The organism is Gordonia sp. QH-12 (assembly GCF_001578675.1).
GTDB lineage: Bacteria > Actinomycetota > Actinomycetes > Mycobacteriales > Mycobacteriaceae > Gordonia > Gordonia sihwensis.
Genome location: NZ_KQ969290.1, coordinates 20,339 through 34,857, shown reverse-complemented (window position 1 = coordinate 34,857; position 14,519 = coordinate 20,339). Strand labels below are relative to the sequence as shown.

Genomic DNA, 14,519 nt, shown 5'->3' with positions numbered 1-14,519 from the left:
GACCCATGCGGTCAGCGGACGTGCGCCACTCCCGTGCACGTCGGCGCGGCCAGGGTGAGGAAGGGCCCTCGGTTCATCGCTCGCGTGGTGATCCGGACCGGTCCCGGACCCGTGGCGATCTCCGCCGAGAACCCGGCGCCCTCGGCGTCGTGGGTGAAGTGGGCATTGCTCTGGCCGCTCCGGCCGGTGCGCAGGTTTTTCCAGGTCAGGGTGCCGTCGGTGCGGTAGCCCCAGATGCTGGGATTGCCCCAGGTGACGCTGATGCGCCCATTGCCGTCGGGGTAGACGGTGACGCCGCCGTAGTAGGGATTATCGATGATGTTCGGTGACAGGCCGATGCAGTTCTGCGCGACGTACTCGCTGGTCTCGATGTCGGCGCCGGCCGCGCCGGCCCCGGCCGCGGTTCCCGCGACGACGGCTCCCGCTGCGAGAGCGACGACAGTTCCGGTGACGAGACGGTTCACGGTTCCCCCTTGGAATCGACGATGGTGTTCGAACCCCCGACAACCGGTATGTCGCACGAACAGACGACGAGTGTTACGTGCGTCTCACGGCAGCGGCGGTCCGACGATGTCGTCGGCGTCGACGATCCGGTACGCGTAGCCCTGCTCGGCGAGGAATCGCTGGCGGTGCGCGGCGTAGTCGGCGTCGAGGCTGTCGCGCGAGACGACCGAGTAGAAGTGCGCTTGACCGCCGTCGGCCTTGGGCCGCAGCAGACGGCCGAGGCGCTGGGCCTCCTCCTGGCGAGAACCGAACGTACCCGAGACCTGAACCGCCACCGAGGCCTCGGGGAGATCGATGGAGAAGTTCGCGACTTTCGAGACCACCAGGGTCTGCAACTCTCCCCGGCGGAAGGCGTCGAAGAGCTTCTCGCGTTCGGCGTTCCGGGTGGAGCCCTGGATCACCGGGGCGTCGAGTTCCCGGCCCAACTCCTCGAGCTGGTCGATGTAGGCGCCGATGACGAGGGTCTGGGAGTCCCGGTGGCGTTCGAGGATCGACCGGACCACGCGGATCTTGGAGTGGGCGGTGGAGCAGAGCTTGTACTTCTCCTCTGGTTCGGCGACGGCGTACTGCAGCCGCTCCGAATCGGTCATCGTCACCCGGACCTCGATGCACTCGGCCGGAGCGATCCAGCCCTGCGCCTCGATGTCCTTCCACGGGGCGTCGTAGCGTTTGGGGCCGATGAGGCTGAAGACGTCGCCCTCGCGTCCGTCCTCGCGGACCAGCGTGGCGGTGAGGCCGAGGCGCCGTCGCGACTGGAGGTCGGCGGTCATGCGGAACACCGGGGCCGGAAGCAGATGCACCTCGTCGTAGATGATCAGACCCCAGTCGCGCGAGTCGAACAGGTCGAGGTTCTTGTACTCGCCCTTCGACTTGCGGGTCATCACCTGGTAGGTGGCGATGGTGACGGGGCGGATCTCCTTGCGCTCGCCCGAGTACTCGCCGATCTCGTCCTCGGTCAGGGAGGTCCGGGCCACCAACTCGCGCTTCCACTGGCGGCCGGCGACCGTGTTCGTCACGAGGATCAGCGTGGTGGCGCCGGCCTTGGCCATCGCCGCGGCGCCGACCATGGTCTTTCCCGCACCGCACGGCAGGACCACGACGCCCGAACCGCCCGCCCAGAACGAGTCGGCCGCCAACTCCTGATAGTCGCGCAGATGCCAGTCGGTCTGCTCCAATTCGATCGGGTGCGCCTCGCCGTCGACGTAACCGGCGAGGTCTTCCGCGGGCCAGCCGACCTTCAGCAGGATCTGCTTGAGGCGCCCGCGCTCGGACGGGTGGACCACGACGGTGTCGTCGTCGATCCGCGCGCCGAGCATGGGCGCGACCTTCTTGTTCCGCAGGATCTCCTCCAGCACGGCGCGATCCAGACTCACGAGGGTGAGCCCGTGCGCGGGGTTCTTCATCAGCTGGAGCCGCCCGAAGCGGCCCATCGTGTCGACGATGTCGACCAGCAGCGGCTGCGGAACCGGGAAACGCGAGTGCGTGACGAGGGCGTCGACCACCTGCTCGGCGTCGTGGCCGGCGGCCCGCGCGTTCCACAGTGCCAGCGGAGTGACCCGGTAGGTGTGGACGTGCTCGGGAGCGCGCTCGAGTTCGGCGAAGGGTGCGATCGCGGCCCGCGCGGCGGCCGCCCCCGGATGGTCGACCTCCAGCAGGAGGGTCTTGTCCGATTGCACGATGAGAGGTCCGTCGGTCACCGGTCCATTGTCCAGGTTCGGGCGCGGTGCGGCCACCTGCCGTCGGGAGTCAGAGCACCTCGACCCGGGTGATCCGGTGCAGCGCGAACCGGAGGTCGGGCTCGCCGCCCTCCTCGTCGGCCACCAATTGTCCGGCGGCCAGCGAACGGGCGTGCACCACATGCCGACTCGCCGCGCCCTGCGCGTCCACATAACCGATGCGCAGGCGCCTCCCGGTGCGCAGGGCCAGTTGGATCAGCGTGGACACGGTCTCGCCGGCGGCACCCGACGCCGAGGCCGCGGCGACCGGTCCGGCGGCGCGGTCGGCGGTCCGCATCCGGGAGACGACGGCGTGCGCCTGACCGGGACCGAGAGCGGCGCGTCGATGCGGTGGGGACGACGCCGCACCGCGGGCCGGGACGCGGACGCCTCGGCTGCGCAGGTCGATCAGCGCTCCGGAGGAGTCCTCGCCCGCGGGGCTGAACCCCGATGCGCGCAGCCGGTCGATCACATCGCGCAGCGGTGCCGCCGACACCGCGACCGTCGGGGCCAGGGCGCGCAGGGCCAGCTCGGTCGCGGCCTCGCTGCGCAGCACCTCGGTGAGCGTCGCGGTGTCGTCGCAGCGGATGAACGACGCCGCCACGCCCACGCGCAGCCGGCCGTGTCTGCGGGCGACGTCGTCGATCAGATATGTCAGCGACTGCGGCACGGGCGTCCGTGAGTGCTCGTGGAGGAACGTGGCGATCTCGGCGCTGGTGCGGCCGGTGTCGAGCGTGCGCCGCACACTGTCTTCGGTGATCCGGTACATCGAGGCGGCACCGCCCGATTCGAGGTCGGCGATCAACCGGAGCCGGTCGGCCACGTCCGGATCGAGCGGCCCGGGCACCACGACTGTCAGGTCGGCCTGGACCAGAAAGTAGTCGATGAGGTCGGGCAGGGACGCGTCCATCGCCGCGAGCACGTCGGCCGCCGACTCGGCGTCGGCGGGAACGTCGAGGAGCAGCCGCCCGGCGGTCGTGAGCGAGCCGTGCGCCACGAGTCCGAGTTCGGTCGCCTCGCGCAGGGTCTCGGACACCACGTGCACGTTGAGCCGGCGGAGACGGCGCGGATGACGCCATCCGAGTACCGCGGTCAGCGCTTCGGGGGACACCGGGTGGGCGGGCTCGGCGTCGGCGAGCGGAGCCAGCACCGCGCGGCGCGAGGCCGCGGCGGTGGCGTCGAACAGTTCGGACGACAGCGCCGCGAGGGTGTTCCCCTCGCGGTCGGTGTCGCCGATCTGCCAGGGCTGCCGCGGCAGATCGAGCCACGCCCGCGCCATGCCGAGCCATCGTCGCCCGGAACTCAGATGCGCCCAGGCGTCGACGGCGCCGGTGGGCGCGAAGACGTCGTCGGCGAGGTGGTCGCCCGCGTCGGAGTCGGGCGCACCCGCGTCGAGCAGCCGCTGCCTGGCCAGCAGCTCGACGAGCAGGCCGACGCGGCTCACGGTCAGGGCGGTGGTCTTGGCGAGGCGCCGGAGTTCGCGGATGCCCAGGCCGCCGGACCGCAGCAGGGCCGCCGGCGCGGTGCCGAGCGCCTCGATCAGATCGCCGGAGTGACGGAGCAGTTCGAGCGCCTCGCCCGCACCCGCGGCGTCGACGGCCTTCGCGTCGAACCGCCCGGGGCCGTCCGCACCGGTGAGTGGCGGTTCCCGCAGGACCGCGGTCTCGAGCGGCGGCTGACCGCGAAGCAGTTGTCCCACCTGGGGCGGAAGCTCCACGGTCTGCTCATCGATCCGTGCGAGCAGACCGAGGGAGATGAGGGTGGGCACCGGCGCGCTCGGATCGGCATCCGGTGCGGCGTCGCGACTGCGCCCGAGAGACGACCCCTGGGCGAGTGTGGTGAGCAGTTCCCTGGGCCGCTCGGCGGCCGATTCGATGCGCTCGCGGATCTGCGCGGGAGTCGACTCCGCGATGGGGCCGAGCAGATTGTGAGCCCGCCACGGCAGGGCGTCGGGCAGATGCGCCCCGGCGATCCAGTCGGTGTGCCTGCCGCGTCGACGCGGCCCGGTGCCCCACAGCAGTGCACGGGTGACCATCTGGTCGAGACGCGCGTCGACGTCGCCGCGCCGCGCCCGCCGACCGAGACGGGCGACGATCGCGTCCCGGCTCACCGGCCCGAGGAGTTCCTTGCGTTCGCCGATCGCACTTGACGCGTCGAGAAAGGCCTCGATCACCGCGACCGCCAGAAGGTCGAGCCCTTCGCCCGCCAGGGAGATCGACGCCGCCGACAGCGCGCGCTGGGCGAGGACACCGGTGCCGCGGGGCGGGGGAGAGGCGAGGTCGGGCCGGGCGATCAGCAACTCGACGAGCGCATCGTCGGACCGCTCGGCGAGATCGTCGGCCAACCCGCGCAGCGGCAGGTCGGGACTCATTCGGACAACTGTACCGCCGGTTCAGCGGGCATGGCACAATGAGGCCGTGGCTAAGAAGAGTGGATACGTGGACAACGGTTGGCCGACGGATATCGGTGAGCAGCACGCGGTGACGGAGTTCACCTCTCACCTGGCGGGTGCGCTCTCGCCGTTCGGCGATTACTACGAGCTGCCGCAGCCCGTCGACAGCCTGCCGTACATCCAGTCGAAGACCGTCGTCAACCGCTGACCTGACCTGAGCTCTGCCGAGACCGGCCGGACCGTGTGGTCCGGCCGGTTTTCGTGCGCCATGTGTCACGTCGGTGCGGGGGCGGTCGCGAAATGCGAGAAGACCCCCGCCGAAGCGGAGGTCTTCTCGGATGAACTTCTCGGGTGATCAGGGGAGGTTGATCAGGCCCTTGTTCTGGTTGTACAGCTTCAGCTGGTCCGGGGTGAGCTGGTAGCCGGAGTCCTTGGCGGCCTTCCAGGCGCTGCGCACCTCGGGGCTCACCTTGGAGTCGTTGACGACCTTGTCGATCTGCTGCTTGGCCTCTTCGGTGTTCTTGGCGTCGGCAGGCTTGGCCAGGCCGGTCTTCGGGGCGTCCTGCTGCTTCGGTGCGAGCGGGTTGGCCGGCTTGGGGGTGGCCGGGGCGCTGCGCTGGGTGGGGCCCGAGAGGGGACCGCCGCAGGTGGGCCATGCGCCCTTGCCCTGGGTGGCGAGAACGCGCTCGCCGACGGCGATCTGCTGCTCGCGGGTGGCCTGGTCGGCGCTCGGTGCGTACTGGGTGCCGCCGTGGGCCGCCCAGGTGCTCGGGCTGAACTGCAGGCCGCCCTGGTAGCCGTTTCCGGTGTTGATGGCCCAGTTGCCGCCGGACTCGCACTGTGCGACCTGATCCCACTCGGAATCGGTCGCTGCCGAGGCGTGACCGCCGCCCATCAGGGCCGCGCCGCCGCCGATGATGGCCGACGTGAGGGCGATCTTCGCGAAAGTCTTGGTATTGGTCGTCTGCTTCGAGTGACGTCCGGACATATGTCTTCGTTTCCTCTCTCCACGCGCCTACGAGGTGAGCTGTCGGGTTCGGGCTGAGAGGTGCCCGGTCCGGCTCGCGTCACTGGGTGCGACGTCTGCCGGGCTTAACCCCAAGGCCGACCACCGAGGTGATCGACCGCTTCCCGGAGGATTGTGGGTCCCCCGTCCTCGCTCCTGAAACTGCATCAGCGGGTGTCCTGCCGGCGGAGCGAGGTTGGGCGCGACCGGCGGAACGGGCGTTCGGGTGGTCGCCTGGGTGGCGGCCGTCATGAACACTACGTCGTCGGGCCCGCGAGAACATCTGATGCGAAGAGGTGCTCTGAGGTGGCGTGAAGCGGCCGATCGGGCGTCGTGGCACGTCCGTGCTGCTCACGGCACTGATACCCGTCTCGTATCCCGTTTGTTATCGGGTTGTTATGTGACAAAGGTCACATCCTGTTTGAGAGTTCCGACACGCCGGTATGTCAGGATTGCGCGCGTCGAGCTTCGAGTGCGCGGAAGCTGCTGGCGTGGAAGACAAGTGGTTCGACGTTCGGGTCGCAGCGCAGGGCGTCGATGGTCAGAAGCACCACGAGGTGGTCGCCCGCGGGGATCTCTGAGAACACCGTGCATGCCAGGTGGGCGGCGGCGCCGGGGATGAAGACCGCGCCCGAGTCGTCGGCGATGGGGCGTACCCCGGTGAACCGGTCCTCCGGCGGCCCCGCGAGCCTGCGGCAGACGTCGCCCTGGTGCGCGGCGAAGACACTCACGCCGACGGTGCCGCCCCTCAGTGCGGGCCAGGTGGTGGAGCCGTTGCGGACGCACACCGACACCAGCGGCGGATCGAGCGAGACGGTGGTGAAGGCGCTGGCGGACATCCCGATCGGGTCGCCCCCGGGATCGTCGCCTGTGCGACACACGGCCACCACGCCGGATGGGAAGCAACTGAAAGCTCGTTTGAGTTCGGTCTCGTCGCTGACGGGCCGCAGCGGCCGGTCCGGGTCGATGCGGTTCACCGGCTGCGCCGGCCGGACAGCAGGGCGAACACGATCCCGAGCAGCAATCCCAGCGGTGCGCCCATGGCCAGAACGTAGACGGTCGTGACGACGGCCGTCCCGGTGTCCCGGACCGCCGGGAACAGCAGGGCGATGCTCGCGATCATCCCGATGCCGAACATGACGACGGCGACCCCGAGCAGGCGTGAGGACTTCTGGGTCTGCATGGCGTCAACGGTAGCCCGAACGCTAGAATCTGTTGCAGCGCGCCTCCGCTCGGACTGCCATCGGGCCAAGGCGCTTTTGTCTGTGGCAGACCAGATCAGTTGTGAAGGTGAGCACTGTGCCGACCGGCCGGGTGAAGTGGTACGACTCCGCGAAGGGCTTCGGGTTCCTGTCGCAGACCGACGGCGAGGATGTGTACGTCCGGGCCAACGCGCTGCCCTCGGACGTCTCGGAGCTGAAGGTCGGACAGAAGGTGGAGTTCGACATGGCGGCGGGACGCCGCGGCCCGCAGGCGCTGCGCGTCACGGTCCTCGAACCGGCGCCCAGTGTGGCGCGCAACACGCGCGAGGCGGCACGCCGCGAGCGGGACGCGAAGCGTCTCTCGCCCGACGAACTGCACGGGCTCATCGCCGATCTCATCACCTTGCTCGAAGGCAAGGTGCAGCCGGATCTGCGCAACGGCCGCTATCCCGACCGGAAGACCGCCCAGCGGATCTCGGAGGTCGTCCGCGGCGTCACACGCGAACTCGACCGCTGACGCGGGCCTCCGTCCGGCCGAGCTAGCCGCGCTGGTCGGGCAGCGTCGCGGTGTTCGGAATGCGGAAGTCGACCGGCAGAGTCCGGATCGAGAAGGTGCCGCGGATCGACAGGTCGACGTCGAGCGAGTCGTTGTCCTGGCCGGGGGTCTTCTCCCGGTACGCCGAGATCGACGACACCTCCACGCCCATCAGCACCCGATCGGGTTCGCTGTGCAGAATCTGCGTGAAAGTGGTGCCCGGCAGGTGCAGCCACATCACGCGTGCGATGCCCCGTGGTGTCGCGTATTCGGCGATGAGCGTCCACGGCCCGTCTGAGATCTCCTTCGGAACGCTCAGGGTCACCCGCTCGCCGATGGCGACCGGGTGGTCGTAGGTGCGGAGCTTGAACTTGCCGTTCCGGTCGACGAGTCGGCAGTCGTCCATCTTCACCGAGCACCAGTACGACGGTTCGGCCCGGGTCAGGTGGTCGCCGGCCTGGAACGAGATGGTCGGCAGCGGCTTCTCGTGTCCCCGGACGAGCAGCGTGGTGGCGCCGGCGATGATCACCAGGGCCGCGACCACCACGGCTCCGATGATCGCGAGGGCCTTCTTGTCTCCCGGTTGCATCACGTCGAATACGTCCTTCGGTTAGGGGGCGGGGGCTGGGGGATGTGCGGGCTCGATCAGGGGCGTGTCGGCCGCGGCTCAGCGCGGTGCGCGCAGATGGTCGGGCACTTCGATCGGCATCGTCGGGGCCGCGTGATCGGGGCGGCGGCCGCCGAAGCCCGGCACCATCGTGGAACCGCGGCTGGTCAGGAAGGTCTGGACGAGACCGATTCCGACGAACACGGTGACCACGGTGAAGCCGATCCACAGCTCGGTGGGCAGGAGCACACCCAGGGTGGCGCCGAAGACCCAGCAGAGTTGGAGCACCGTCTCCGACCGGCCGAATGCGGACGCCCGGGACTCCTCCGGTAGATCGTCCTGGATGCTCGAGTCCATGCAGACCTTCGCGATGGCGCTGGTCGCCGAGCCGATGAAGCCTGCGACGACGACGAAGATCAGCGAGTTGAAGATCGCGGCCAGCAGACATCCGACGAATGTGGCCGCGGTGGACCACACGACGATCGCGGTGGGATTGCGCAGCTCGATCCGCGTGCCGAGGCCGTTTCCGGCGGCGTTGCCGACGCCGGCGGCGGCACCCACCGCACCCAGCATCATCAGCTGCGCCCAGCCGGAACCCAGGTGGTCCTGCGCCTTGGCGTAGAAGGCGATGTACAGGGTGAGAAACCCGGTCAGGATGCGGATGGTTCCGTTGCCCCACAGTCCGGTCACCACCGAACGGCCCAGCGGCTGGCGCATCTTGGCCGCCAACCGCTTCGAGAGGCTCGGCTTGTGGGCCCGCTCGGTGGGGGCCTCGGCGTCCGGACTGCCGCGGTAGGTGATCGTCGTCGGGACCTCGCCCTCGGTCACCTCCACCCACGACGGGATCTTCATGCAGTAGTAGCCGCCCATCGCGGCGACCAGCACCAGCCAGATCATCGCGCCCGGAACGTGGAAGGGGAGGAACTTGCCGAGCACCATCTCGAGCGCGCCCGCGATGCCGCCGCCGACGATGGTGCCGCCGATCAGACCGAACGTGGTGAGCCGGGAGTTGACGCGGGGCAGATCGATCGAGGGCGGCAGCACGCGCGGTGCCACGGCCGATTTGAGCACCCCGAACGATTTCGACAGGACCATGAGCCCGAGGGCGCACGGATAGAGCACCCACGGCTTGTACGTGAGCTGCCCGGATGAGGAGTCCCACGAGGAGTTCACGATGATGAGCAACCCGAGGACCGCGCGGAGGCCGAAGGTCGCGGCCATCGCGATTCGCCGCCCGTTCTGCAGCCGGTCCAGAAGCGGCCCGATCAGCGGTGCGATGAGCGCGAACGGTGCGATCGTCAAAGCCAGGTACAGGCCGACGTTGACCTTCGATTCGCCGGTGGCCGCGGCGAAGAACAGCGTGTTCGCCAGCGCGACCGCCATCGCGGCGTCGACGGCGCTGTTGGCGATCACCGGCAGCGTGAGCGCGGTGAGTCCGGACCGGTCGGCGCCGTCGGCCGTCGCCGCGCGATGCACCATGTTCACGCCGCGGGCGGTGAAGTACTTCGACCGCCGCGCGAAGACCCGGACCACCGTGACCTTCTCGGGTGGAACGTATTCGGTGCCGCGGCGACGGTCCTGCGCGCCGGCCTCCGGCTTGATCCGGGTGGTCGGCTGGTCGACGGGTTCGGTCTGCGGGTCGAGCGGGGGCAGATGCGGGTTGCGGGTGCGCGGAGGCAGATAGCCCTCGCTGGCCGGACGTTCGCGGGACTCGAACGGTCGGGTGGGCACGCGCGGTCGCGGGTCGGCCGGGTAGTTCGCCTGGCCGGGATGCGGCGCCGGCCGCCGCGGAGACCGCGGAGACTGCTGCCGGTCACCGCCGTGGGGGCGGTTGTCACCGGGTTGACGAGGATTCACGTCATCAATTGTTCCCTATGACGCGGACAAGGCTGGGAACAGGCGGCGCCCGATGCTTCGTGCGTGCCTCGCCGATCCCGCGAATCGTCTGCGAAAGGTGCCTGACGTGCATTACCCCGGGCCGCTATTGCACACTGGAAGGGTGAGTGTTGCATTCGAGAACGGCGCCCTGGTGGATGCTGTCGCCTTCGCGCGCGAAGCATTGATCGCCGACGGCGAAACGCCTGGTGAGCATCTGGGGGCGCGCTCGGAGGGCGAGTACGCCGCCACCCACTACTTCGCCGCCGAAGTCCCCGGCTACCGGGGTTGGCAGTGGTGCGTCGTCGTCGCGGGTGCGCCCGAGTCGAGGGAACTGACGGTCAGCGAGACCGTCCTGCTCCCCGGCGACGGCGCTCTGCTCGCCCCCGAATGGGTTCCCTGGGTGGATCGCGTCGCGCCGGGCGATCTCGGTCCCGGCGATCTGCTGGCCGCGCCCGCCGACGATCCGCGGCTGGTCCCCGGGCAGATCGACACCCTCGACGTCGATCCCATCGACCGGGATCAGGTGGGGCAGGTCTCGGCGGAGATCGGCCTCGGACGCAAGCGCCTGCTCTCCTTCGAGGGCCGCGCCGACGCCGCCCAGCGCTGGTACGACGGCGAATTCGGTCCCGATTCGGCGATGGCCCGCAACGCCCGGCACTCGTGCGGGACCTGTGGTTTCTACCTGCCCCTCGCCGGAGCGCTCCACGGCGCCTTCGGCGTCTGCGCCAACGAGCTGTCCGCCGACGGCCGCGCGGTCTCCGCGGAGTACGGTTGCGGCGCGCATTCGGACGTACGGCCCGCACCGGGCAATGGCAGCCCGGCCTACGACGCCTTCGACGACGGTGCCGTCGAGGTCGTGACGCTGCCGGCCGTTCCGGCGAGCGATGCCCCGGCCGGAGACTGATCCCGCGGATCCGTTCGGGACCGCGGACCTGCGCCGGAGCACCCTGCAGGGCTGGCTGTCGTCGCCCACCCGTCTGGCCGAGGACGCTGCGGCCGAGGCGGAACTTCTCGAGATCGGTTACCGCGACCGCCTCTTCACCGAGCTCGCGGCCAATGCGGCCGACGCGGCGAGCCTGGCCGGCATCGACGGCCGAGTGGCGGTGTGGGCCGACGGCGCCACCGTCCACGTCGCGAACACCGGTGCGCCGCTGACGGCCGCCGGAGTCCGGTCGCTCACGGCGCTGCGCGTGTCGCCGAAGAGCCCGCTGATCCACGGCGGGACCACCGTCGGCCGCTTCGGCATGGGTTTCCGTGCCACGTCGCTCGCCGCGCGCGTCACCCTCGCCTCACGCAGCGGATCGATCGAGTTCGACGCCGATCGGACTCGCGGACAGATCCGCGCGCTGATCGACGATCCCGATTCGGAGCTGGATCTTGATCGGGTCCCCGCGCAGCGACTGGCCTGGCCCTCGGCGGCCCAGCCCGCTGCGGGATTCGACACCGAGGTGGTGCTGGAGACGGCCGACGAGGAGGCCGCGGCCGCGATCGTGTCGGCGGCGCAGCACCAGGCGCCCGACCTCCTGCTCGAACTGGAGGCGCTCGCGCGGATCGACGTCGCCGGGCGGAGTTACGAGCGTCTGGCCGACGGCGACACCGTCGTCATCACCCGCGACGGCACCGAGCACCGGCGCTGGCTGATCGCGCGAGCCGCCACCGCCCGATGGCTGGTGCCGATCCGGGACGGACGGATACGGCCGCTGTCGGGCGACGCGCTGCGCAGCCCCAACGCCACGGATATCGAACTGACCCTTCCCGCGCGCGTGATCGCCGACCTGCCGTTGACGCCCGATCGCCGGGAACTGCATCCCGACGCCGACGTCGAGGCGGCGGCCGCGGGTTATCCCGAACTCGCGGCACTGGTTCCCGACGACCAGAAGCAAGCGGTGATTCCCCCGCCGGCGCTCGCATCGGGCCGGGTGGACGCGGTGCTCCGGGAGGCGGTCCGGGACCGGCTGCGCACTGCCCGGTGGCTGCCGTCTGCCACCGGGGAGGCGCTCTCGCCCGAACGGGCGTGGGTGCTCCCGGGCCTGACGGCCGACCTCGCGGCGCTGCTCGGCGACCTTCTCGAACCGTTGGCGCATCCGGATGTCAGTGACCGGGTGACGGCGTCGCTGCTGGTGGGGTTGGGCGCTCGGCGCCTCGGCCTGGCCGATCTGGCCGAGCTGCTGTCCGGTGCCGGCGGCGAGGACACCGCATGGTGGTCGCGGCTCTACGCGGCGCTGGCGCCGATGGTCCCGGACGCACGGACCGCCGAGGAACTGGGAACGCTGCCGGTTCCGCGCGCCGACGGCCGCATGAACGTCGGGTGCCGCGGGCTCTTTCTCATCGACGGGCTGGACGGGCTCGACGATCCGCCCGTCCCGAGCTGGGTGCCGACCGTCGATCCCGCCGCCTACGACCCGCTCCTGGACCGCCTCGGACTCACGCGCATCTCGCCCGCGGCGGCTCTGGCGCTGCCCGAGCTGATCGCGGAGCTCGACGCCGGCCCCGATTCCGACGACCGCGCTGCCGACCCGGACGCCGTGACCGACGTGGTGCTCAGGATCCTCGGACTGCCCGACGCCGGTCGCGCGCCGGCCGAACTCGGCGGTCTGGAACTGCTCGGAGCCGACGGCGAGCGGTGGCCGGCGGACGAACTCCTGCTGCCCGACAGCCCGCTGGCGCAGGTGCTGGTCGACGACTCTCCGTTCGGAACCGTCGCCGATTCGGTGGTCGAGACGTACGGGCCGACGGCTCTGCGCCGACTCGGCGTCGGATGGGGATTCACGCTCGTGCGCGACGACGCGCCCGTCGCGCCGGATCACGACCTGCCCGACGAGGAGCGATGGTGGGAGGAGCACGAGGTGCCGCCCGAAGAACTGATCGCCGTTCGCGACCTGGACCTCGTCGACCCTCGGCAGTGGCCGGCCGCTCTCGCGCTGCTGGCCGACGACCCCGACACCGCGTCCGCGCTGACCGGCGGGTACACGCGGTGGTGGCTGCGCCGATACGCCGAGATCGACGGCACGGCGCTACGGGGTCTCCGATCGGTCGACGAGACGTCGCTGCGCGGGCTGTTCGACCCCGTCGAGGTGCCCGTGGCGGCCGCCGGACTCCTCGCCGCCGGTGAGCCGGACGACGCCGACGACGCGGCCGACTGGCTGGCAAGGCTCGCCGATCCGGCACGGACGGTCGCACCCGGCGTCGCAGTCCGTGCCCATGCCGCGCTGATCAGTGCCGTGCGTTCCGGGGCGTTCGCGGTCGACGACGTCGAACCGCCCCGAGGCGCCCGGACGGTCTCCGGCGAAGTCTCCGACGATCCCGTGGTGGTCGGGGCGCCGTGGTGGATGAGCGTGGTGCCCGCCGGTCGCGCCGTCCTGCCTGCGATCCCGCCCGACGCCGATTCAGCCGCTCTGCTGGCCGATCTCCTCGATGCACCTACCGCGGCCGAGGTCTACCGGGTGATCCCGGACCAGGGCGGCGAGTCCGTCGACCCCGACTCCGCCGACGCCGTCCGGCTGTCCGCGGCGGCCGGACTGCCCGCGCCCCACCGCGTGCGGCTCCACGACGATCTCCATGTCACGGTGACCGGTGAGACCGACGACCGGCGGCGCGTGCCCCTGTGGGTGGACGACGACGGGACGGTGCATCTGAGCCGATGTCGGGGGCGGGCGGACGATGAGCCAGTACCGTGAGCGGCGAGCCGCGAACGACGAGTTCCCTCCAGAGACACCAGCGAGGCAGTAGTGCAGCAGTTCCCGATCGACGAACGCATCACCGACTGGGTGGTGCACTCCCGGCACGAACCGCTGACCTCGGTTATGCAGTTCCTGACCGTCCTCGGTGACACCCTGACGGTGGTCCTGGTGGTCATCGGGGTGCTGGTGCTCGCGTGGGTGGGCAACCGCATCGACCTCTCGGCACTCATCGTGGTCGGCAGCCTGAGCGGCTACGTGCTGATGGTGCTGCTCAAGCTCTTGTTCGCCAGACCCAGACCACCGGTCACCGACCGGCTCATCGACGTCGGGGGAGCGTCGTTCCCCTCTGGGCACGCGATGCTCAGCACCGTCGTGTACGGGCTCTCCGCCGTCATCCTGTACCGGCTGTATCCGCGCGTGCGGGCGCGACCGCTGATCCTGCTGTGGATTCCCGCGCTGATCGCGGTGATCGGTCTCAGCCGGGTGTACCTCGGCGTCCACTGGACCTCCGACGTCGTCTTCGGCTGGTTGTTCGGACTGATATGGCTGCTCGTCTGTCTCGTGGCCCATGCGCAACTGGTCCGGCGACCCGCCCTGCTGCGGGTGGGAACCAAGCGGGTGACGAATTCGGTGGCCCAACAGGCCCAGCACGATCAGCAGGTGAAGAACGCCAGGGATCAGCGCACGTCGAGCCCTTCCTGAGCGCCGCGGGAACCGCGCCGCACGGCGGCCTTCTGGAGGAGTACCACGCCGGTGCCGAGCACACCGACGCCGAGCCCGACCAGGCACACCGGCAGCGCGCTGTCGGGACCAACACCGCCGAGCCACACCACCAACGTGGCCACCGTCCAGATCAGCATCCCGGCCACGATGACCGGTTCGGGTGCCCTGAGCCTGGCCGGGAGTTGCGGGATCTCGGACTCGTCTGACATGGGTTCAGACTAGCTTTCCCGCCCGTGGTGGTTCGCGCGCGGCGCATGCGCAACAATTATCCGGTCCA

Annotated in this window: 14 protein-coding genes and 1 riboswitch; of the genes, 5 read left to right on the top strand and 9 right to left on the bottom strand. The window is 70.3% G+C overall.

Annotated features, from left to right (window positions below):
• Positions 1 to 11: 11 nt before the first annotated feature.
• The 3 genes from Y710_RS09585 to Y710_RS09575 form a co-directional block, all read right to left on the bottom strand.
• Positions 12 to 464, bottom strand: coding sequence for a hypothetical protein (locus tag Y710_RS09585; protein WP_006894563.1), 453 nt, complete (start codon positions 462 to 464; stop codon positions 12 to 14).
• 84 nt (positions 465 to 548) lie between these two features.
• Positions 549 to 2,201, bottom strand: coding sequence for a DNA repair helicase XPB (locus tag Y710_RS09580; RefSeq protein ID WP_006894564.1), 1,653 nt, complete (start codon positions 2,199 to 2,201; stop codon positions 549 to 551).
• Positions 2,202 to 2,250: 49 nt separating this feature from the next.
• Positions 2,251 to 4,590, bottom strand: a complete 2,340-nt coding sequence (locus Y710_RS09575) for a helicase-associated domain-containing protein (protein ID WP_006894565.1) — start codon at positions 4,588 to 4,590, stop codon at positions 2,251 to 2,253.
• Positions 4,591 to 4,636: 46 nt separating this feature from the next.
• Here Y710_RS09575 and Y710_RS09570 point away from each other — a divergent pair, with 46 nt between their 5' ends.
• The gene (locus Y710_RS09570) at positions 4,637 to 4,819 is read left to right on the top strand and encodes a hypothetical protein (RefSeq protein WP_006894566.1); all 183 of its coding nucleotides are present in this window, start codon (positions 4,637 to 4,639) and stop codon (positions 4,817 to 4,819) included.
• Positions 4,820 to 4,966: 147 nt separating this feature from the next.
• Here the strand turns inward: Y710_RS09570 and Y710_RS09565 are convergent, their stop codons facing one another.
• The 3 genes from Y710_RS09565 to Y710_RS09555 form a co-directional block, all read right to left on the bottom strand.
• Positions 4,967 to 5,599 carry a transglycosylase family protein gene (locus Y710_RS09565; protein ID WP_062367386.1) on the bottom strand — a complete coding sequence of 211 codons (633 nt, stop codon included), beginning with the start codon at positions 5,597 to 5,599 and terminating at the stop codon, positions 4,967 to 4,969.
• A gap of 8 nt (positions 5,600 to 5,607) precedes the next feature.
• A riboswitch (cyclic di-AMP (ydaO/yuaA leader) is annotated at positions 5,608 to 5,800 on the bottom strand.
• A gap of 263 nt (positions 5,801 to 6,063) precedes the next feature.
• A complete protein-coding gene (locus tag Y710_RS09560; protein ID WP_006894569.1) occupies positions 6,064 to 6,594 on the bottom strand; it encodes a flavin reductase family protein in 531 nt (176 codons plus the stop codon).
• Positions 6,591 to 6,800, bottom strand: a complete 210-nt coding sequence (locus Y710_RS09555) for a hypothetical protein (protein WP_006894572.1) — start codon at positions 6,798 to 6,800, stop codon at positions 6,591 to 6,593. Before Y710_RS09555 ends, Y710_RS09560 begins: the two co-directional genes overlap by 4 nt.
• 116 nt (positions 6,801 to 6,916) lie before the next feature.
• On the opposite strand from Y710_RS09555, the gene Y710_RS09550 reads away from it, so the two are divergent.
• Positions 6,917 to 7,336 carry a cold-shock protein gene (locus tag Y710_RS09550; RefSeq protein WP_006894574.1) on the top strand — a complete coding sequence of 140 codons (420 nt, stop codon included), beginning with the start codon at positions 6,917 to 6,919 and terminating at the stop codon, positions 7,334 to 7,336.
• A gap of 22 nt (positions 7,337 to 7,358) precedes the next feature.
• Here the strand turns inward: Y710_RS09550 and Y710_RS09545 are convergent, their stop codons facing one another.
• Both Y710_RS09545 and Y710_RS09540 read right to left on the bottom strand, forming a co-directional pair.
• Complete coding sequence (locus Y710_RS09545) at positions 7,359 to 7,943, bottom strand: DUF2771 family protein (RefSeq protein ID WP_039866702.1); 585 nt, start codon at positions 7,941 to 7,943, stop codon at positions 7,359 to 7,361.
• Between the two features lie 78 nt (positions 7,944 to 8,021).
• Positions 8,022 to 9,818, bottom strand: coding sequence for an MFS transporter (locus Y710_RS09540; protein ID WP_062367385.1), 1,797 nt, complete (start codon positions 9,816 to 9,818; stop codon positions 8,022 to 8,024).
• A 142-nt stretch (positions 9,819 to 9,960) separates the two neighbouring features.
• Between Y710_RS09540 and Y710_RS09535 the strand changes: the two genes are divergently transcribed.
• From Y710_RS09535 to Y710_RS09525, 3 genes are read left to right on the top strand one after another with little or no spacing between them, the layout of a single operon-like run.
• Complete coding sequence (locus tag Y710_RS09535; RefSeq protein WP_039866704.1) at positions 9,961 to 10,743, top strand: DUF3027 domain-containing protein; 783 nt, start codon at positions 9,961 to 9,963, stop codon at positions 10,741 to 10,743.
• On the top strand, positions 10,724 to 13,516 hold the full coding sequence (locus tag Y710_RS09530; protein WP_006894580.1) for a sacsin N-terminal ATP-binding-like domain-containing protein: 2,793 nt from the start codon (positions 10,724 to 10,726) through the stop codon (positions 13,514 to 13,516). The genes Y710_RS09535 and Y710_RS09530 overlap by 20 nt, the downstream gene beginning before the upstream one ends.
• A gap of 51 nt (positions 13,517 to 13,567) precedes the next feature.
• Complete coding sequence (locus Y710_RS09525; protein WP_006894582.1) at positions 13,568 to 14,221, top strand: phosphatase PAP2 family protein; 654 nt, start codon at positions 13,568 to 13,570, stop codon at positions 14,219 to 14,221.
• On the opposite strand, the gene Y710_RS09520 is transcribed toward Y710_RS09525, so the two are convergent.
• Positions 14,197 to 14,451, bottom strand: a complete 255-nt coding sequence (locus tag Y710_RS09520; protein ID WP_006894584.1) for a DUF2530 domain-containing protein — start codon at positions 14,449 to 14,451, stop codon at positions 14,197 to 14,199. The two genes, Y710_RS09525 and Y710_RS09520, sit on opposite strands and share 25 nt — an antisense overlap.
• Positions 14,452 to 14,519 lie beyond the last annotated feature (68 nt).

Bases quoted from the DNA above. Each gene is read 5' to 3' on its own strand.
- Y710_RS09520 (WP_006894584.1), bottom strand. From the start codon at position 14,451: ATGTCAGACGAGTCCGAGATCCCGCAACTCCCGGCCAGGCTCAGGGCA.
- Y710_RS09530 (WP_006894580.1), top strand. From the start codon at position 10,724: ATGCCCCGGCCGGAGACTGATCCCGCGGATCCGTTCGGGACCGCGGAC.
- Y710_RS09545 (WP_039866702.1), bottom strand. From the start codon at position 7,943: ATGCAACCGGGAGACAAGAAGGCCCTCGCGATCATCGGAGCCGTGGTG.
- Y710_RS09565 (WP_062367386.1), bottom strand. From the start codon at position 5,599: ATGTCCGGACGTCACTCGAAGCAGACGACCAATACCAAGACTTTCGCG.
- Y710_RS09575 (WP_006894565.1), bottom strand. From the start codon at position 4,590: ATGAGTCCCGACCTGCCGCTGCGCGGGTTGGCCGACGATCTCGCCGAG.
- Y710_RS09555 (WP_006894572.1), bottom strand. From the start codon at position 6,800: ATGCAGACCCAGAAGTCCTCACGCCTGCTCGGGGTCGCCGTCGTCATG.